Source organism: Azospirillum agricola, from assembly GCF_017876095.1.
GTDB classification, from domain to species: domain Bacteria; phylum Pseudomonadota; class Alphaproteobacteria; order Azospirillales; family Azospirillaceae; genus Azospirillum; species Azospirillum agricola.
This window is the reverse complement of sequence record NZ_JAGINM010000014.1, coordinates 1-16,768: the sequence shown is the minus strand read 5'-3', so window position 1 is coordinate 16,768 and position 16,768 is coordinate 1. Positions and strand designations below refer to the sequence as shown.

32 protein-coding genes are annotated in these 16,768 nt (G+C 66.1%); 27 read left to right on the top strand and 5 right to left on the bottom strand.

Going from position 1 to position 16,768, the window contains the following annotated elements:
• Positions 1-13 precede the first annotated feature (13 nt).
• Together J2847_RS20420 and J2847_RS20415 are read right to left on the bottom strand one after the other, a co-directional pair.
• A complete protein-coding gene (locus tag J2847_RS20420) occupies positions 14-181 on the bottom strand; it encodes a hypothetical protein (protein WP_209780689.1) in 168 nt (55 codons plus the stop codon).
• On the bottom strand, positions 181-411 hold the full coding sequence (locus tag J2847_RS20415; protein WP_209780688.1) for a hypothetical protein: 231 nt from the start codon (positions 409-411) through the stop codon (positions 181-183). The genes J2847_RS20420 and J2847_RS20415 overlap by 1 nt, the downstream gene beginning before the upstream one ends.
• A gap of 93 nt (positions 412-504) precedes the next feature.
• Between J2847_RS20415 and J2847_RS20410 the strand changes: the two genes are divergently transcribed.
• The 4 genes from J2847_RS20410 to J2847_RS20395 all read left to right on the top strand — a co-directional run bounded on the left by J2847_RS20410 (position 505) and on the right by J2847_RS20395 (position 3,012).
• The gene (locus J2847_RS20410) at positions 505-900 is read left to right on the top strand and encodes a hypothetical protein (RefSeq protein ID WP_209780687.1); all 396 of its coding nucleotides are present in this window, start codon (positions 505-507) and stop codon (positions 898-900) included.
• Between the two features lie 287 nt (positions 901-1,187).
• On the top strand, positions 1,188-1,937 hold the full coding sequence (locus J2847_RS20405; protein ID WP_209780686.1) for a Crp/Fnr family transcriptional regulator: 750 nt from the start codon (positions 1,188-1,190) through the stop codon (positions 1,935-1,937).
• 68 nt (positions 1,938-2,005) lie between these two features.
• A complete protein-coding gene (locus J2847_RS20400) occupies positions 2,006-2,449 on the top strand; it encodes a hypothetical protein (RefSeq protein ID WP_209780685.1) in 444 nt (147 codons plus the stop codon).
• Positions 2,446-3,012, top strand: a complete 567-nt coding sequence (locus tag J2847_RS20395) for a hypothetical protein (protein WP_209780684.1) — start codon at positions 2,446-2,448, stop codon at positions 3,010-3,012. The genes J2847_RS20400 and J2847_RS20395 overlap by 4 nt, the downstream gene beginning before the upstream one ends.
• On the opposite strand, the gene J2847_RS20390 is transcribed toward J2847_RS20395, so the two are convergent.
• Positions 3,009-3,782, bottom strand: coding sequence for a hypothetical protein (locus tag J2847_RS20390; RefSeq protein WP_233474668.1), 774 nt, complete (start codon positions 3,780-3,782; stop codon positions 3,009-3,011). The genes J2847_RS20395 and J2847_RS20390 overlap by 4 nt on opposite strands.
• Positions 3,783-3,824: 42 nt before the next feature.
• Between J2847_RS20390 and J2847_RS20385 the strand changes: the two genes are divergently transcribed.
• Complete coding sequence (locus tag J2847_RS20385) at positions 3,825-4,319, top strand: ribbon-helix-helix domain-containing protein (protein ID WP_233474667.1); 495 nt, start codon at positions 3,825-3,827, stop codon at positions 4,317-4,319.
• Positions 4,320-4,391: 72 nt separating this feature from the next.
• Positions 4,392-4,685, top strand: coding sequence for a hypothetical protein (locus tag J2847_RS20380; RefSeq protein WP_209780682.1), 294 nt, complete (start codon positions 4,392-4,394; stop codon positions 4,683-4,685).
• 58 nt (positions 4,686-4,743) lie between these two features.
• Here the strand turns inward: J2847_RS20380 and J2847_RS20375 are convergent, their stop codons facing one another.
• Positions 4,744-5,469, bottom strand: a complete 726-nt coding sequence (locus J2847_RS20375; RefSeq protein ID WP_209780681.1) for a hypothetical protein — start codon at positions 5,467-5,469, stop codon at positions 4,744-4,746.
• Positions 5,470-5,490: 21 nt separating this feature from the next.
• Between J2847_RS20375 and J2847_RS20370 the strand changes: the two genes are divergently transcribed.
• Positions 5,491-5,718 (top strand): hypothetical protein, encoded by a 228-nt coding sequence (locus tag J2847_RS20370; protein ID WP_209780680.1) that lies wholly within the window; start codon positions 5,491-5,493, stop codon positions 5,716-5,718.
• Positions 5,719-5,748: 30 nt separating this feature from the next.
• Here J2847_RS20370 and J2847_RS20365 read toward each other — a convergent pair whose 3' ends face one another.
• Positions 5,749-5,994 (bottom strand): hypothetical protein, encoded by a 246-nt coding sequence (locus J2847_RS20365; protein ID WP_209780679.1) that lies wholly within the window; start codon positions 5,992-5,994, stop codon positions 5,749-5,751.
• Between the two features lie 554 nt (positions 5,995-6,548).
• On the opposite strand from J2847_RS20365, the gene J2847_RS20360 reads away from it, so the two are divergent.
• The 20 genes from J2847_RS20360 to J2847_RS20265 all read left to right on the top strand — a co-directional run.
• Complete coding sequence (locus J2847_RS20360; protein ID WP_209780678.1) at positions 6,549-6,719, top strand: hypothetical protein; 171 nt, start codon at positions 6,549-6,551, stop codon at positions 6,717-6,719.
• A gap of 67 nt (positions 6,720-6,786) precedes the next feature.
• Entirely contained in the window at positions 6,787-6,984 is a 198-nt protein-coding gene (locus tag J2847_RS20355) for a hypothetical protein (RefSeq protein ID WP_209780677.1), read from the top strand.
• Between the two features lie 652 nt (positions 6,985-7,636).
• Entirely contained in the window at positions 7,637-8,035 is a 399-nt protein-coding gene (locus tag J2847_RS20350; RefSeq protein ID WP_209780676.1) for a DUF3489 domain-containing protein, read from the top strand.
• 3 nt (positions 8,036-8,038) lie between these two features.
• Positions 8,039-8,287, top strand: coding sequence for a hypothetical protein (locus J2847_RS20345; RefSeq protein WP_209780675.1), 249 nt, complete (start codon positions 8,039-8,041; stop codon positions 8,285-8,287).
• A 79-nt stretch (positions 8,288-8,366) separates the two neighbouring features.
• On the top strand, positions 8,367-8,618 hold the full coding sequence (locus J2847_RS20340; RefSeq protein WP_209780674.1) for a hypothetical protein: 252 nt from the start codon (positions 8,367-8,369) through the stop codon (positions 8,616-8,618).
• A gap of 5 nt (positions 8,619-8,623) precedes the next feature.
• Positions 8,624-8,944 carry a hypothetical protein gene (locus J2847_RS20335; RefSeq protein WP_209780673.1) on the top strand — a complete coding sequence of 107 codons (321 nt, stop codon included), beginning with the start codon at positions 8,624-8,626 and terminating at the stop codon, positions 8,942-8,944.
• A gap of 6 nt (positions 8,945-8,950) precedes the next feature.
• On the top strand, positions 8,951-9,613 hold the full coding sequence (locus tag J2847_RS20330; RefSeq protein WP_209780672.1) for a hypothetical protein: 663 nt from the start codon (positions 8,951-8,953) through the stop codon (positions 9,611-9,613).
• A gap of 2 nt (positions 9,614-9,615) precedes the next feature.
• On the top strand, positions 9,616-9,864 hold the full coding sequence (locus J2847_RS20325) for a hypothetical protein (RefSeq protein ID WP_209780671.1): 249 nt from the start codon (positions 9,616-9,618) through the stop codon (positions 9,862-9,864).
• 3 nt (positions 9,865-9,867) lie between these two features.
• Positions 9,868-10,212 carry a hypothetical protein gene (locus J2847_RS20320; protein ID WP_209780670.1) on the top strand — a complete coding sequence of 115 codons (345 nt, stop codon included), beginning with the start codon at positions 9,868-9,870 and terminating at the stop codon, positions 10,210-10,212.
• Complete coding sequence (locus J2847_RS20315) at positions 10,209-10,370, top strand: hypothetical protein (RefSeq protein ID WP_209780669.1); 162 nt, start codon at positions 10,209-10,211, stop codon at positions 10,368-10,370. The genes J2847_RS20320 and J2847_RS20315 overlap by 4 nt, the downstream gene beginning before the upstream one ends.
• Positions 10,367-11,467 carry a hypothetical protein gene (locus J2847_RS20310; RefSeq protein ID WP_209780668.1) on the top strand — a complete coding sequence of 367 codons (1,101 nt, stop codon included), beginning with the start codon at positions 10,367-10,369 and terminating at the stop codon, positions 11,465-11,467. Before J2847_RS20315 ends, J2847_RS20310 begins: the two co-directional genes overlap by 4 nt.
• Before the next feature lie 11 nt (positions 11,468-11,478).
• Positions 11,479-12,072 carry a 3'-5' exonuclease gene (locus J2847_RS20305; RefSeq protein ID WP_209780667.1) on the top strand — a complete coding sequence of 198 codons (594 nt, stop codon included), beginning with the start codon at positions 11,479-11,481 and terminating at the stop codon, positions 12,070-12,072.
• Positions 12,069-13,064 (top strand): hypothetical protein, encoded by a 996-nt coding sequence (locus J2847_RS20300; protein ID WP_209780666.1) that lies wholly within the window; start codon positions 12,069-12,071, stop codon positions 13,062-13,064. Before J2847_RS20305 ends, J2847_RS20300 begins: the two co-directional genes overlap by 4 nt.
• A gap of 2 nt (positions 13,065-13,066) precedes the next feature.
• Positions 13,067-14,167 carry a recombinase RecT gene (locus tag J2847_RS20295; protein WP_209780665.1) on the top strand — a complete coding sequence of 367 codons (1,101 nt, stop codon included), beginning with the start codon at positions 13,067-13,069 and terminating at the stop codon, positions 14,165-14,167.
• On the top strand, positions 14,164-14,343 hold the full coding sequence (locus J2847_RS20290) for a hypothetical protein (RefSeq protein ID WP_209780664.1): 180 nt from the start codon (positions 14,164-14,166) through the stop codon (positions 14,341-14,343). The genes J2847_RS20295 and J2847_RS20290 overlap by 4 nt, the downstream gene beginning before the upstream one ends.
• A 52-nt stretch (positions 14,344-14,395) precedes the next feature.
• Positions 14,396-14,746, top strand: a complete 351-nt coding sequence (locus tag J2847_RS20285) for a hypothetical protein (protein WP_209780663.1) — start codon at positions 14,396-14,398, stop codon at positions 14,744-14,746.
• Between the two features lie 3 nt (positions 14,747-14,749).
• On the top strand, positions 14,750-15,082 hold the full coding sequence (locus J2847_RS20280) for a hypothetical protein (RefSeq protein WP_209780662.1): 333 nt from the start codon (positions 14,750-14,752) through the stop codon (positions 15,080-15,082).
• Positions 15,083-15,087: 5 nt separating this feature from the next.
• Complete coding sequence (locus tag J2847_RS20275) at positions 15,088-16,086, top strand: hypothetical protein (RefSeq protein WP_209780661.1); 999 nt, start codon at positions 15,088-15,090, stop codon at positions 16,084-16,086.
• Positions 16,086-16,478 (top strand): hypothetical protein, encoded by a 393-nt coding sequence (locus J2847_RS20270; RefSeq protein ID WP_209780660.1) that lies wholly within the window; start codon positions 16,086-16,088, stop codon positions 16,476-16,478. Before J2847_RS20275 ends, J2847_RS20270 begins: the two co-directional genes overlap by 1 nt.
• On the top strand, positions 16,475-16,768 hold a 294-nt coding region (locus J2847_RS20265), incomplete at its 3' end, for a hypothetical protein (protein ID WP_459208597.1). The genes J2847_RS20270 and J2847_RS20265, both read left to right, overlap by 4 nt.

The window sequence follows — 16,768 nt, the reverse complement described above, 5'->3', positions numbered from 1 at the left end:
GTGCGTCTGGGGGTCAGGGCAATCGAGCCGCGTCGCGGGCGGCGAGGCAGGTCAGGAAGCCCGCGACCGCGATCGACGGGACGGCAATCAGCAGCGCCGCCCATGCGCCAACCGTCGCCGAGAAGGCGGCGAGCAGCAGCAGGGCATGGGCCATGGCGAGGGCTTCGGCGAGGTCACGCATCAGGCGGCCTCGCTGGGGCGGGGAGTGGTGGCGCCATCCTCCGGCGGGGCCACGAAATCGGCGGGGATGACCCGCTCGATCGCGAGCGCGGTGGACACCCTCGCGTCACCGTTCAGCAGGTTGTTGACGGCGTGCCAGTTCAGGCCAGCGGCTTCCGCGACCTTGGCTCGGTTGACGCCCGGCGCCTTCAGGTAGGAGCGAGCGCGGTGGATGCCTTCTTGGATCGTCATGCACGCATTATCGCGTTTTTACGCGATCAGTCAATGTGCGAGATCGCGTTTCTACGCGGTCGCGTTTTGACGCGATTTAGCGAGAATGGAGCTATGACAAGCTCCACCAACACTACGTCCGATCAGCGCCGGCTTGCGCTCGTTCAGTGGACTGCGCTGCTGAAGGAGCGTGGCCTTATAACGAGCCGAAGCAATTGGTGCGCACAAACGAAAGCGTCAGAGTCTGGAGTTCGGGAATTTATTAAAGGGAAGACTGACAGTCTAAATGAACTCACCTATAGAAAATTAGCTTCTCTACCCGGCGTTACCCCGGACGCTCTACGCCTCCCTCCGGTGTTATCGGATGAAGAGGAAGAGAAGGGGGCGAAGCTGCGGGATCAGGCTGCGGCTTTCATTGACCGACTGACGCTGGAGCAGTTGGAGAAGGCCCTCCCATTTCTGGAAAGTCTTGTTCCTGAGAAATCTCAAGATGAAAGCGAAGAGAAGTAAGGGCATCCTCTTGCTCTGAGAAGGTCAGCTGATTCCATAGTGACCAGAAGCGCTCCTCCAGATCTGCCCGCGCATCCTGCTCCATGCCGCCCGCCTCAACCATCCCCACCCCCCTCGTCTCTTCCATCTGTCCCATCCGCCCATCCCACCACACCCGCATTTCTCACGCCGCTCCGCGCACCGCACGTTTCTTGCGGGTTTAACCCGCCACAGATTCGTTAGGGTTCGTGCTGATTGCTTTCCCCTGCACTTGAACACACCCTAGTATGTCCAAGGGATGAGAGCGGATGGAAGGAAAACAGGTGGAACAAATGTTCCACCCCCTGCGATTTTTCGCGGATTGGGGGTGGATGTTTTGCCTGACGCATTTCGAGATGGAAACAGAAGAGCGATTTGCATCAATCCGTGACTGCCCTTTCTTTTCTGGGGCTGGCGAATCTGCTCTTTCCGCCCTCGCGAATGCATCGCAACTGCGCAGTTTTGTCGCAGGCCAAACGCTGTTTCGTGCTGGAAGCCCTGGCGACTGCCTGTACGTGATCGCCTCTGGCCGGGTCAGCGTGTCGACCACGCGCGGCGGGCGCTATGCGTGGCTGAACGAACTGGGGGCGCCCGCATCGGTCGGCGAGGTCGGGGCAATCCAAGGGGCTCCACGGACGGCGACGGTTATTGCCGAAACCGACGTGACGGCAATCCGGATCGAGCGCGACGATCTGCAAGCGGCGCTTGCCGCCCACCCGCCTCTTGTGCTGGCGGCGCTGCATGCGGTCTGCGATCTCGTTGGCCGGCTGGCGGAACGTGAGGGCGCGCACGCCCTCGGCCTGCCGGAGCGGCTCGCGGCCCTGCTGCTCGATCTGGCCGGCAGCGATGGGGTGGTGCAGCACACGCAAGGCGACGTTGCCCACCGCCTGGGAACGCGCCGGGAGACCGTCGTCCGGCTGTTGCGGCAGTTTCGACAGCAGGGGCTGGTTGCCGCGCAGGGTGGCAAGACGCAGGTAATCGATCGAGCCGCTCTATATGAAATTGCCCGCCCCAGGTAACTCTCCATCTTGCACGCGCATAACATCGCAGACATGATCGGATGAGGTGCGATCCAAGGAGTAAGGGCATGCCTCAGGCGGTAGATGAGCGTGTGGCGGTTTCCAGGCGGCAGCGCCTGTCGGGCGGAGGGCCGCTGGGACCGGACCGCGACAACCTCGCCGTAATCCTCAGCCTTGCCGGCTTTGTCGAGGCTGGCCTTGGCGGCGCCCCGGCCGATGTGCTCAAGCGGCGGCTCATCAACCTCCTCGACGCGACCGACGCGGCGATCGACCTCGGCGCGCTGCCGGAACTGGTGCGCCCGACCTTCGACAATCTCGTCGAGCGCGTGCTGGTGGCGGCCGACAACCGGTCCGCCGAGGCGTCCGACCACTTCGCGAAGGCCGTGTCGTCTATGGAGCAGGATGCCGAGGAACTCCCCTCAAGTGCGGAGTCGCATTCCGTTTCTGGCGCCGACGGCCGGTCCGTAGTAGAGCGAATCTGGGATTCGCTCTCACCACGCATGGCGAAATGACCGGACTTGTCCTTGATGCTCGCTCACTGACGCTGCCCACGCTGCGGTTGGGCGCTCCGGCCATCATCCGCTCGCGGGGCGAGCCACCGCCACTGCCGCCGGCAGAGGTAACGGTGACGATCCACCGGCAGCCGCTGGCCGTCGCGGCCGACGCCCAGGTGGCCGTGCTCGACCACTGGCGTGCCCACCGCTTGGAGCCGTCGCCCACCATGGGCTCCGATCTGCGAGAGGCCGGACTGCTGCACCACTGCGGATTTCTCAGCGCCGATCCGGGCGGGCCGTTGATCTTCCGGCGCATCGCCGACGCGACCGTCAAGGCGCTGGGCCGCGAATGGGCCAGGCAGCAGCTCGGCAAACCCAACGACGACGACCCCTATTCCGAGTACGCGATCCAGCTCGCCACGCATTACGACGAGGCCATCCAAGGGGGCGAGCCCGTCTACAACCATTTGGTCATCCACGGACTCGCCCACCCGGTCGTCTATAGCCACCTGCTGGTCGGCTGGACGTCACCGACCGGCCAGCAGGCGCTGCTGACGGTCATCGATTGGCCAGGCGTTTAGGCGACGGCCGACACCTCCTCCATGGCGAGCATCGCCAAGTCACCGAAGAAGTGCGACCGATTGAACAGCACGAAGTGCATCGGGAACGTCCCGTTGCCGATCTGGTGATACGTGATGGTCGTTTCCGGATCCATGTACCGGATCCCCATGTGCTTCTCGGCCCAGACCGGCACGATGTGCGGCTCGACCACCGACACCATGGCGTCCGGCTGCCACAGCAGCCAACTCGCCAGCTTGTTCGCCCGCTGGGCGGTCTTGAACAGGCCCCGCTTGCCACGGCGCCAATCCGGATGCGTCCAGCCGGCGTTGGTCCACACCACTCGTCCGCCAAGGCCAAGCGCAGCCTCTGAGGACACCTCACACCATTCACCGGCCGGCGCCTGGAGCGTCGGCTCGTCGTAGAACACCGTCAGGTCGACGAAGCGTTGCCCGAGCGAGCGCTCCCGGCAGTCGTAGAGCAACCCGGCCTGCACCGTGACCGTCTCGCCCTCCGGCGAACGCCCGTCGATCCAATAGGCGTTGCTGGCGTCCAGCTTTCGGCAACGGGGCGAGGCCGCCGGCAGGATAGCGTCCCAGCTCCCCTCAACCATGGCGCGGGCGTTGACCTCCAACAGCCCCTCCATGTCCGGATTGATCCATAGCGTCACGCCGACCTGTTCCGCGGAGGCGCAAAGCGCATCGCGAGCCGCCGTCAGCAAGCCTTCCAGCGGGCCGGAAGCGACGGGAAAATCGGCCAGACGAATGGGAGCGTCGAAAGAAAAGCTGTGCATTGATGTCTCCATGCATTGATGCGGCTCCCGATGGAGTCGCCAATGCATGGTGACGAGCGGCCACAACTCGCGGAACAGCCCCGTATGCATTTCTCGAAAATGCAATGGTTATGGGCACAGGCCGAAGCTGTGAAGGATTTCACTGCCTCGGCCTCTACCATTGAGGGAAAATCATACGAACGTCACCAAAAAATTGGATCGGGGATAGCGATGAGCCTAATTGCGAGAAACGTGACGATTGATGGGCGTCGCACATCCATGCGCTTGGAGCCCCTCATGTGGAGCGCGCTCAATGAGATCGCTCACCGTGAGGGAATGAGGGTCAACGCCTTGATCTCCCGCATCGCCGCTCAATCAACGAAGAATCTGTCCAGTGACGTCAGGTCATTCGTCGCCGGCTATTACCGGGCAGCGGCTACCGAGGCGGGCCATGCAGCCGCCGGGCATGGCTTTGGCAACCCGCTGGCGAACGGCGGACATCCGGTCGATGCCGCCGCCCACGCCTCGGTGTCAGGAGAGGCTGGGGCAACAGCCTGACCCGCTCCGTTGTCGCTGGCACCCCAACCCCTCATCCGGCTATCCAGAGGCTCGGGACCGGGGGAGGGAATGATGGCCGAGGGCAGGTACAAGTCGAGCGCCGAACTGTACGGCGCCCAGGGCGAGGGCGTCATGCTGTTCGGCGTGCGGGGCTACGCGGCCGAGGGTGACGAGTTCCCGACGGTCGTCTACCGCGCCTACGCGGCCTCGCCCGACCAGGCGCACGAGATCATCAGGGCGAGCGGCATGGCAGAGGGAATCCACCTCGGGGAGCCGCGCAACCTGTCGTGCGGCGCGGCCAGCGGCACGAAAGCTCCGCACCTGGAATACGCCGGCCCGTGGCCGTGGCCGGGGAAGGCGGCGTGAGGGCACAGAAAAGCCCGTCGGCGGGTGCGGGCGGGCTGGGGTGCTTTTGCGATTGCCTTTACAGGACCGCCTTGGGAGGCGGCTTTATGTTCGGCCAGAGATCGGCAATGGAGGCGCACGCTGCTTCCATGTTCTTGAAACAACGGACTGAGTCCCCAGGGGCCGCATGAACGGCGCCCGTGACCGCGTCTATGGTGAGGCACAGTGCCTGCTCAACCTCGGTGCTTTCATCAACGCCAATGGCGTTCAGGTATCCGTACGTGAAAGCGCTCTGCCAATTGGCAACTTCCTTGGGAAGTGCTTTTCCTTTTGAGTACCGAAATGAGGCTGCCCCAACCTTCACTTTGTTTGTTCTGGTCACACGACGAAGTCTAAAGTTGAAATCAATAGTTACTCTTGTCCCGCTCAAAGTGATAGGTTGCGCTCGATCTGACTGCCCAATTTCTGCGGTCGGAAGATTGATTTTATCGTACACACTAGCAAAAGTTTCTATGTAATCAGCATTATGTTGAAAAAGTTCTCGTTCAAAATCGCTTTCGGCTATTTTATTTCTTATTTGATGTGCTCTCTCAAGTATATTTGAAAGATTTATGGTTTCATCAAGGATAAAATTTGTTATGGTTGCCTTGGCTTCATCGTGCTGTATGAGGCGGGCAATTGGCCGATATTTGCACCCTCTGATGATGGTGCGTCTAGCGGTTTCAGATGCTGCCATATAATCGGCAAGAAAGCGGGCGGTTATCTGTGGGTTTGCCATTTCACGGTGTGTTTTGGGCTTTAACATTATCTCTCCGGGAGGTTTCAGATGGAAGGATACTATTTCAGCACAAACATTGATAATGATCGAGTTTTGTGCCTCTCGCCGCTTAGTAACCGGAAAATTGAGCTTTCAGGGCAAGAGTTGGCTGATACAAGTGGGTACTTTTTGTATGAGCAGCGTGGTAGTGATGAGCTACAGAGTATCGAGATCATCGCACACGTACTTACCGATGATGGAGTTTGGAAGTTAAGAGAGGCGTTTGGCATGGAATAGTCTCCATATATATTTTTATTTCTCCTATCATCATCTTGCCAGCCTAGCCGACCGTTCTCGCAGCGCCGCCAACCCGGCCTCGACCGTGTAGCCGGGCATCTTGGCGCCGGTCTCGTCGATCAACCCCGCCTCCAGCTCGGCCGCCGCGCAATGCCAGTGCCCATCCACCCAGGCGGCGATCTCCGCCTCGGTCGACGGCACCCGGCGAGCGATCTGCTCCGTGATCGCGCGGGCGAGGGGTTCGATGTTGTCGGGTGGGTCGGATGGGTCAGCCATGCTCACAAACTCCCCAAGATGGCCCGCCGCCGCTCGTCGTGCTCCTGCTGGGTGATCACCTTGCGGTCGAGCCTCTGGAAGCGGTTCATGGGGAGTTGCGCCGAGCCTCAAGCCATCTCCCGACAAGCCGTCGAAGCAGGTAGATGACGGCGAAGATGCCGCCAATGACGGCCCCGCCGATTCCGGCAGCAATTATCTTCCCCGGCGCGGGCTCTGCGGCCTGGGCGGCGTGACAGTAGGCGATTGCCAGGGCGGCGAGCATGAGGGTGGATCGCATCATTGCCTCCGGTTATGGGGCGCTGAAGGCGCTTGCGCCTTACCGGCAGTTCAGCCCGTAGCACGGCGTCCGCTGCTGGCTGCCGTATCCGCTGTAGGGGTTCGCCGGCGCGGCGTAGGGGTTCACGGTCCCAGCCTGCCCCGTGTAGGGGTTCACGTTCCCCCGGGTGGAGTAGTTATCGAAGGGGTTGCTGTTCCGCGGCGTGCTGAAGTGCGGCTGCACGTAGGTTCCATCGCGGCGCACGTACCCCCTGGTGTAGGTGTCCGCCAGCGAAGCCGTGCTGACCAAGACCAGCCCGGCCACCACAATCCATTTCCGCATCATTCCCTCCTCAGACGCTGAACGCGCGAGCGTTTCCTGCTCAACGCAACCGATGCAGTTTGAGCCGATAGCCATCGAAATGCAGTCGCGTAAAAACGCGATTTTTAATCTTGACGATATCGCGTAAAAACGCGAATATCTCTTCACCACCCCACCCCGAGGCCCCGATGAACCCCAAGGAATATTCCGAACTCATGAAGACGGCCATCTGCGCCGAAGGCCGCATCGGTGGCGGGCTCCGTGGCGGTCTGATCCATGCTGGCGAGTTCCACGCGAACGGGGCTGGCGGGTGCATCTACAGCGGTCCGGTCGAAACCATCGCCGACCTGAAGATCTACCCCGACCACGTCCAGCGCGAAGGCCGCCCCGACTGGCAGCCCCCCGCCGCCTGAGTTTCGCGCTTCGGCGCTCCACCCGCACCGCGTCCCTCTGGCGCAGCGCTTCCCGGACCGACTTGCCGCCGGCCTTCAGAGGGTCGGCGGCTCCTTTCCAAGAGGATCGACGACATGCTTTTCGGAACAATGCCCGTCGAAATGAAGAGCCCGATCACCGGTGAGATGGTTCCAACCACCTGGGACCAGGACAAGGAGATGGTCCGCTACGAAGAGGCCGCCGCTACCGACTACTCGCTCGGTGCCCACATCCCGCCCGCGCAGTGGAGACTCCCCTAACCCCAGCCCGGCCGCCGGCCGGTTCCCAGAGCTGCCACCGACGTGCGGCGGCTCCGGCAACCGAACCCATCGGCGGAGGCCGTCCACCAGGGTGCAAGGCCCGATCCCCATCCACCAACCATGAAAGGCTCATTGCGGCAGGTGTATCGGGCCGGTCCCTCGGCGGGGGGGGGGGGGGGGGGCGGCCACCTCTCCAGGCTGGTGGACGGTGCAAGCCCGTCGCCGGCCTTGGGGCGTCAGAGGGTGCCGCGGCGCCAGCCCGACCGGGAAAACTGCATCAGCAGGACCGAGGTCGGGCCCCTGGCCGGCACCGGCGCGTGAGGTAGATCGCCGGCCCCTCGACCCTTTCCCCCTCGACCCGAGGTGATCCCCGATGCCCACCCCCAAGTTCATCACGCTGACCGACACGGACGGCAACAAGGACCGCGTCAACGCCGATCACATCACATGGTACACCGCCAATAATAAAGGCGGATCGCGCGTCCTGCTGATCGATCACGACAGCGCGAATTACTACGCCGAAACACCCGAGCAGATCGACGCGCTGATCGCCGGCCGGAAGGCGGACCGTCGCCAACAGCGCAAGCAGACGAAGCGCGCGCTGCTGGTCGAGTTGGCCAGCCGGCCCGAGGGCGTCACCCTGGAGGAGATGCTCGACGCCGTCGGCTGGAAGGAGTGCCGAGGCACGCTCGGCGAGGCCTGCCGGGAGTCGGGCCTCGGCCTGGAGTGCCGCGACGGCCGCTACTACGCGGTCAAGCAGGAGGCGGCCTGAGCCATGAGCCGTCGCCCCACGCTCTCCCAACTCCAGGCCCAAGTCGAGGCATGGAACGCCGACCACCCGATCGGCTCGCCGGTTGTGGTCCGGCTCGACACCGGCGAGACCCGTCACACGATCACCCGCAGTTCGGCCTACGTCCTGAGCGGCCACAGCGCCGTCATCTTCCTCGACGGGATCCGTGGCTGCTACCTGCTCGACCGCGTCCGCCCCGGCAAGCCTGAGGTGCTGGCCGAGAAGGTGGCGTGACCGTGCTGCTCGCGCTCGCATCCATCCTCGCCAGCCTGCTGGTCGCCCTGATCTGGCTGGCTGCCTCCGGAGACGGCAAATGAACCTCATCGCCGCCACCATCCCGCTCGGCGCGCCGGGGCTCGCCCTGGAGGTGCTCGACGGAATCGCGTGGGTGCATCTCGACCGGCTGGTGATCGACACCGCCGAGGTGTCGCCGGCCGTGGCCGGGGTTCTGGTCGCCGACGCCCGCCGCTGGATTTTGCTGGGCAGCCGCGATGCGGAGGCGTGGTTCTCCCGCACCCTCGACCGGGCTCGGCAGGCTGGCCGACTGTTCGCGGCGGCGGAGTAGAGGCCATGGGTCGCCGCGCCGTCACCGCCGCCGAGTTCGAGGGACTGCTGCGCGCCGGCCTGTCGGCTCGCGAGTTCCGGCGGTCGCTCTACGCGCTGGAGAACGCCCCCGGCGCCCTGCGGCTGCTCGACCGGCGGAACCGCCTCGACACCGACGCCCGGCTCTACCGCAACGCGCTGGGCGCGGCCTGCGCGCGGGTCCGGGACGGCTCCATCCAGCGCTACCAGCTCCAGTGGCTGGCCCAGTCCTTCACCGCGTGGCGCCTCGCTGCGGCCGCGCTCGCTGAACTCGAATCGCCCCGGCGGCTGCCGGCGGCTGCGGAGTGAACCATCATGCCCCGCGACATTCCCATCATCTTCAGCGCGCCGATGGTGCGCGCCCTGCTCGACGGCCGGAAGACGCAGACGCGGAGGCTGGCGCATCAGGACGTACGGTCGCAGCGCAATCAGCCTCTCGCCACCAAGATCAGGCGAGACAGCCCGTGGCGCGAAGTCCAGCCCGGCGACCGGCTGTGGGTGCGGGAGAATTTCGCCACGTCTGACGCCTACGGTTATCCGGAAATTCTTGGTGTGGAATACGCCGCCGATGGATCGACGTTGGCCTATGCTAACGGCGAACTGCATCACAAGGAGCACGGCTGCGCCCAATACACCGGGCCATGGAAGCCCTCCATCCACATGCCGCGCTGGGCGAGCCGCCTGACGCTGATCGTCGAAGGCGTGAAGGTCGAGCGGTTGCAGGACATCAGTGAGGATGATGCGGAGGTCGAGGGCGTCGTCAACGGTCTGCACGACTGGGATTGCCGCCATCCCTACTTCCCCGATCCGGCCGGCTACTGCGTCTCTGGCTGCGGCAGCAGCTCCTATCAGGAGGTGTTCCAGCGCCTCTGGAACAGCATCAACGGCCCCGATGCTTGGGACGCCAACCCGTGGGTGGTAGCGATCAGTTTCCGCGTTGAGCGCGCCAACATCGACGCGCTGAAGGGGGCGGCTTGACCATGTCCGCCACCCTCAACACCGACGTCACCGGGCGCGACGACCTCAGCGCCGCCCGGTATCTGGTCGCCACCCCCCAGGGCCTGCTGCTGGTGCAGGGCTGCGTCTTCGGGGATTTCGGGATCCACCCGGACGGCGGCGACGTCGCCCTGGTCCACCTGCCGACCGGCCGGACGCTGGGCCGCTTCGACGACCTCCAGCACGCCTACACCGCCATGGCCGAGGTCGGGCGGGGCTTCGGGAGGGCGTGAGCCATGGCGACCAAGAACCCGCGCAAAAACGTGGCGCTGCCGACATGGCTGGTCGCCCGCATCGAAACCCTCGCCGTCCACTGGGGCACGTCCGAATCCAACGTCATGCGGATGCTGATCGAGCAGGGCGTGAAGTCGGTAGACACCGCCGAGACGCTGCTCGACAGGCTGCGTGATGAGGGCTTCTCCGCCGCCGCCGGAACGCTGGCCGGCCACCCGCTGATCGCCGAGACGGTCCTTAGCAAGGGGCTGGTGCGAGCCACGCTGACCGATGGCCGACGGCTGGTTTTTCCCCGCGATGGCGTCCCGACGCTCGAACAGCGCGCCGCCGCCCAGGAGGCCACATGACCCCGCACACCCACACGCCGTCGCCGATCCGCCGCGACATCCGCTGGGCGGCCGAGCGGCACCAACCCGTCACGCTGACCGCTGAGGAAGTGGCCAGCCTCGAAGAGCACCTCGAAGCCCTGGAAGAGGGCTGGGAACAGGAGACCCACGCGTCATGACGACCGACACCGCCACCATCGACCGCCCCGCGCCCGGCAAGGGCCTCGCCATCATCGCCGACCTGACGCCCGAGATCTTCACGGCCGAGAAGGCGACCGAGATCGTCGCCGGCCTGCGCGCCGAGATCATGCTGATCGACCGGGACGTCAGCACCCAGAAGGGTCGGGACAACATCCGCTCCATGGCTGCGAAGATCGCCAGCAGCAAGACGGCGGCCGACAAGTTCGCCAAGAGCCTGAAGGACGAATACCAGAAGAAGGCCAACGGCATCCAGGCGATCCGCAACATCTTCTGGGACGGCCTGGAGGCTTTGCAGAAGGACTTCCGGGCCCCGCTGACCGAGTTCGAGGATGCGGAGAAGGCGCGCGTCGCGGGTCACGAGGCGGCGCTCGCCGAAATCGGCCTTCTGCCGCTGTTCGATGGCACGCCGACCACCGACGCCATTGCCGACCGGCTGACCATCGCCCAGGCCATCGCCACCAGCACGTTCCAGGAATTCACGCCGCGTGCCGACGCCGCCAAGGCCGACGCGGTCGCCAAGCTGGAGGCGATGCTGGCCGCCGCCCAGCAGCGCGACGCCGAGCGGGCCGAGCTGGATCGCCTGCGTCGGGAGGCCGAGGAGCGCGCCGCCCGCGAGGCTGCCGAGAAGGCCGAGCGGGAGGCGAAGGAGCGCGAGGCGCGCGCCGCCGACGAGGCCCGCCAGGAAGCCGAGCGTGCCGCCGCCGCCGAACTCGAGAGGGTCGAGCAGGCGCGCCAGCAGGTCGAGCGCGAGAAGGCCGCGGCGGAAGAGCGTGCCGCCCAGGCCGAGCGCGACCGGCTGGCCGCCATCGAGCAGGCGAAGCGCGACGCCGACGCGGCGGTCGAGCGGGAGCGGCAGCGGGCCGAGGCGCAGAAGCGGGCCGAGGAAGAGGCCGCCCGCAAGCGCGAGGCCGACAAGGCGCACCGGGGCCGGATCAACCGCGCCGCCATGGAGGCGCTGATCGTCGCGATGTCGAATGATCATTCTGGCAACGCCGCCGAGGCCGAAGCGATTGCCCGGGCGATCATCGCCGCCATCGCCAAGGGGCAGGTCCCCGCCGTCAAGATCTCCTACTGAGCGGAGCTGTCATGATCCTCGCCTTCGACACGGAGACCACCGGCCTGCCCATCTGGCGGTCGCCGTCCTCCGCCCCCGGCCAGCCGCACATCGTCCAGCTGGCGGCCCTGCTGCAATCCGGCCCGGACGCCGAGGCCGGCAGCATGAACGTCATCATCCGCCCCGACGGCTACGACACGATGCCGGCCGAGGCGTTCAAGACGCACGGCATCTCCTACGAGCGCGCCATGGACGAGGGGGTTCCCCGCGCCGATGCGCTCGACCAGTTCAACGCGCTGCTGGAGCGGGCAGAGACCTTGGTCGCCCACAACATCGACTTCGACGCTCGGCTGGTGCGGATCGCCTACCAGCGGGCCGAGAAGGCGCCGTCGCGCGAGAACCTGCCGAAGTTCTGCACCATGGCGGCATGCCTGCGCATCGTGAACCTGCCGCCGACGCCGAAGATGCTGGCTGCCGGCTTCAACAAGCCGAAGCCGCCGCAGCTGAAGGAGTGCGTCGCCCATTTCTGGGGCGAGACGCTGGACGGCGCCCACGACGCCATGGTCGACGTCCGCGCCTGCGCTCGCGTCTATTGGCATCTCCAGAGCCTTGGGGTGTCGGCATGAACGCCATCGTCCCCAAGGACCGCGCCGACTGGCACGCCCTGCGCGCCCAGCACATCGGCGGCAGCGAGGTCGCCAGCCTGTTCTACCTGTGGCGCCTGGTCAACGGCTCGCTGGCCTACCTCCACATGTTCGAGGTCCCGCCCCCCGGCGCCGAGTGCCTGGGCTGCGTCAGCCGCCACACCACCGGCTATCGGCTGTACTGGCAGAAGCGCGGCGTGCTGCCGGCCGACGACCTTGACGGAGTCGAGCGGGTCCAGGCCGGGCAGTTCCTGGAGCCGGCCATCGCCGCGTGGGCCGCGCACCGCTGGGCCCCGTGGCCGCTGCGCAAGGTCCACCGCTACCTGCGCCACCCGACCGTCGCCGGCATGGGCGCCAGCCGGGATTTCGAGGAACACGCAGCCGGTCTGCCGCCGGTCGAGATCAAGAACGTCGACTATCTGGTGTTCCGCGACCTCTGGAAGGTTGAAGGCGACCAGATCACCGCGCCGCCGATCGACATCACGCTCCAGCTGATGCACCAGATCGCGTGCGAGGGCCGGGCGCGGGCCGACCATGGCTGGATCGTCGCCTGCGTCGGCGGGAACAAGCTCTACCGGGGCCAGATCGCCCGACACGAGCCGACCATCGCCCGCATCGAGGCCGCTGTCGCCGCGTTCTGGAAGGCCATCGAGGACGAGACCCCGCCGCTCGACGTCGCCGACTTCGACACGGTCGCCGAGCTGTCGTTGCTGGGCGCCGAGACCCGCGCTGCACCGCTCGACCTGACGACCGACAACGAGCTGCCGATCCTGTGCGCGGAGTACCTGCGCGAGGACGTCGACATCAAGGCCCGCGAGGCGAAGCGCAGCGCCATCAAGGCGCAGATCACGCGCCGGCTCGGCGACGCCCCGGAGACGATCCGGGCCAGGGCCAGCGGCTTCAACCTGACTTGGGTTTACGCGAACGGCAAGAACGGCCCGTACCGCGGCGCCCTCACCATCAAGGAAATCTGATCATGAGCAACGCCGTCGCCCAACGCGATCCGGTCAAGGAACTCCAGGCGGAGTTCTCCAAGGACGCCGTGAAGGGTCAGCTCGCCGCCGTGCTGCCCGCGCACGTCACCCCGGAGCGGTTCACCCGCATCGTCATGACCGCCATCGCCAAGAATCCGGATCTGGTCGATGCTGACCGCCGGTCCCTCTTCAATTCCTGCCTGGAGTGCGCTGCTGACGGCCTCGTGCCGAACGGCAAGGAGGCGGCCCTGGTGATCTTCAACACCAAGGAAAAGCGCAACGGCAAGGAGGTGTGGCTCAAGAAGGTCCAGTACATGCCGATGGTCCGCGGCATCCGGAAGCTGGCCTTCAACAGCGGCTCCATCAAGGTGCTGGACGCCTTCTGCGTCTACGCCAACGACGAGTTCCATTACGAGCTTGGCTTCGAGCCGACCGTCACGCACCAGCCGCCGAAGCTCGGCCAGGACCGCGGCCCCATCATCGGGGTCTATGCCGTCAGCGTGACCAAGGACGGCGAGCGGTCGCTGGAGGTGATGGACCGCAACGCCGTGGAGAAGGTGCGCTCCGTCAGCCGCAGCAAGGACTCGGGGCCGTGGGTGCAATGGTGGGACGAGATGGCGCGCAAGACCGTCCTGCGCCGGCTCGCCAAGCGGCTCCCGATGTCGGAGGAACTGGAGCGGACGATCCACCGGGACGACGCGCTCTACGAGGTCGAGAAGCGGCGCGAGGCGACCGCACTCCCCGCCCCGGCGCCCCAGACTGCCGCGGGCCAACTCGCCGCGTTCGTCACCCCGACCATGCTGGAGCATGACGCCGACGACGAGGACGATGGCCAGGACGAGACCCCGCACGACCCGGAAACCGGCGAGGTGATCGAGGGAAGCGCACCGGCGGGCGCCCAGGCCGACGAGCCCGCCACCGACTGGCCGGCCACGCTCGCCGCGCTCCGCGAGGGCGCCGGGAAGTGCGCCGACATCGCCGCGCTGACGGCCTTCAAGACCGAGCGGGCCGCGATCATCAAGGCGATGCCGGACGACGTGTTTGCCGACTGGTCGGACTTCATCGACGGCCGCGTCGCCGAACTGAAGGGCGGTGCGAAATGACCCGCCGCCCCAGCTCGCGCGAGATCGCGCAGACCCGCCGTGTCGTCGAGCGGCACCGGTTCGACCACCTGCGGCCGGCGACCGAGCCCGCCGATGGCGACGACATCCCCAGCCTGCCGGCGCTCGGCCTGGCGCTGGTCCGCATGGACGCCGAGGCGCACCGCGCCGGCTGCTGAACCCACCAACCGCGTCCGGTCCGACCGGCCACGCAGAGCGCAGGAGCGCATCATGAGCAAGTTCATCACCTTGACCGATGCACAGGACGGCACGCGCCGCCGCATCAACGCCGACAGCATCGCCCAGTATTTCGCCAGCGGCTACACGATGGTGCTTTCGGAAAGCGGATCGTTTGACGCCCTGGAGACCCCCGAGCAGATCGACGCCATGCTGGGGGTGACGGAGACACCGACGACCGATGATCGCGCGGCCCGGCTGCTGGCCTTCTGCGGCGAGTTCATTTCCGCCCAGCGCATAACCTGCCCCGAAACCATCGCCCAGTGCGATCGCGTGATCGTCGCCGCCTACGAGTTCATCGAGGGCGTTTGCGACATCGCCGGTTACGACGCGCGGGAGGATTGAGCCATGAGCAAGCATACCCCCGGCCCCTGGTACGTCGTCAACATGCGCGGTTGGGGAGGCCTTTGCATCGGTCGCCGACCGCAGGATCAGGCCGACACCACCGCTGGTGACGCGCCGATTGCGCGGGTGATCGAGAAGGCCCCGCACTGGCCGGACGCATTTCCGGCGGAAGCCAACGCCCGCCTGATCGCCGCCGCGCCGGACCTGCTGACCGCATTGGACGATTTGACCGAATGCGTCCTCTTCCATGCGCGGCGTGGCGAGAGCATTCCGCTCGACAACGAGCACATTGTCGCGGCACGGGTCGCCATCGCCCGCGCCACCCCCGCCGAGTGACCGCCATGACGACCGACAGCAACCGCACCATCACCCCCGAACAGCTTGCGACCGCCCTCGAAGGCATGGCCGTCAACCCCAAGGGCGGGAAGATGGCCTCCATCGCCTACAGGCATTCGGCGCGGCTGATCCGCGACAAGCTCGCCCCCTCCTCCTCCGCCCCCGGCCAGCCGCAGGATACCGACGCCACCTTCTGGAAGGACCAGACCCGCGACCTTCAGGACTTCCTGAAGAAGCTCTACGACGCCCCGACCATGGAGGCCGGTTACGCCATCCTCGCGGATTGGGGATCGCAGTTCTGGTACGACGGCCCCGCCGCCCTCAAGGACGCGCAGCAGCCCGGCCAGGACGTGACCGAGCGGGCGAAGGCCATCGCGTGGGCTCACTGGCAGGATTACCATCCGCACAAAACCCGCCACACCGCCGAAAGCGTGTGGGCTTCATTTAGTGACAGGAGCCGATCCGCATGGATCGCAGCAGCGCGGGCTGTCCCTGCCGCCGCGCCGCAGGACGCCCTACCCATCGGCTACATCCCGCTTCCGCAGGGCCTGCATCCCGACACGGCCAAGCTGGTCACCGCCTTCGCGGAGGCCGTGGCTGCCAAGCTCCGCCTGTCCGAGATCAAGTACGGCTGGACGGCCAACTGGTCGCGTGACGGCTGGCGCGACGAACTGGTCACCGAACTGCTGCGCCACGTCCACAAGGGCGACCCGCGCGACGTGGCCGCCTACTGCGCCTTCGCGTGGCATCACGGCTGGGACGTTTCGCCCCCGGCCCCTGGCGCCGCCCTCCCGCAGCAGCCCCATCCGGCCGACGCGGTGGGAGAGGTGGTGAAGGCGCTGGACCAGTTGCTCATCGACGTTGCCATCGCGCAGGGCAACATGCGGGACGCCGCCAAGCGTGACCATCGCTGGGAGGGGTGTGCCGAGGCCATCCAGCCCCGCGTTGATGCCGCTCGGGCCGCCCTCCGTGCCGCGCGCCAGCACACCGGGGAGGGCCGCTGATGACCGAAAAGCCACCTGTCCCGGCAACGCTGATCGAGCGCCTGCGCGGCGTTGTCCGCATCCCTGTCAACGACGGGGCCGGGCTTCTCGACGGAAAGGACTTCTTCGAACGGCATTTCCCCGCGTCGAAACTTGCCTTGGAAGCCGCCGCCCGCATTGAGGAGTTGGAGGCCGCCTCGCCTGCGCCGCCTGCGCCGTCGGCTGACCCTCTCGCCCCGATCCGTCAGGCCATCGCCGATTACCACTACGCGCTGGACGGTGACCATGGAGTGGATATCGGAGTTAAGTCTGGACGCGCGCTCCACGCCATCGAGGCGGCGTTGGACATGCGGTGGCAGCCCGGCGCCGAGAAGGCCCGCAGGGACGCGGCACAGGCGGAGGGCGCGAAGTGAGCCAGACCACCACGCAACCGCTTCGGGTCTTGAGCCTCGGCGCCGGGGTCCAGTCCACCACGCTGGCCCTGATGGCGGCGACGGCAGAGGTCGGTCCGATGCCTGACTGCGCGATCTTCGCTGATACCGAATGGGAGCCGCACGGCGTCTACGAGCATCTCGACTGGCTGGAAACGCAGTTGCCGTTTCCGGTGCTGTCAATCGGCCTCGAAAAACCAGCCATCATCGGCGTCCAATTTCCAGCCACGCTTCCAGTTGCAGAAGCCCGTTGTCCAGGGAGTCCACGGGAG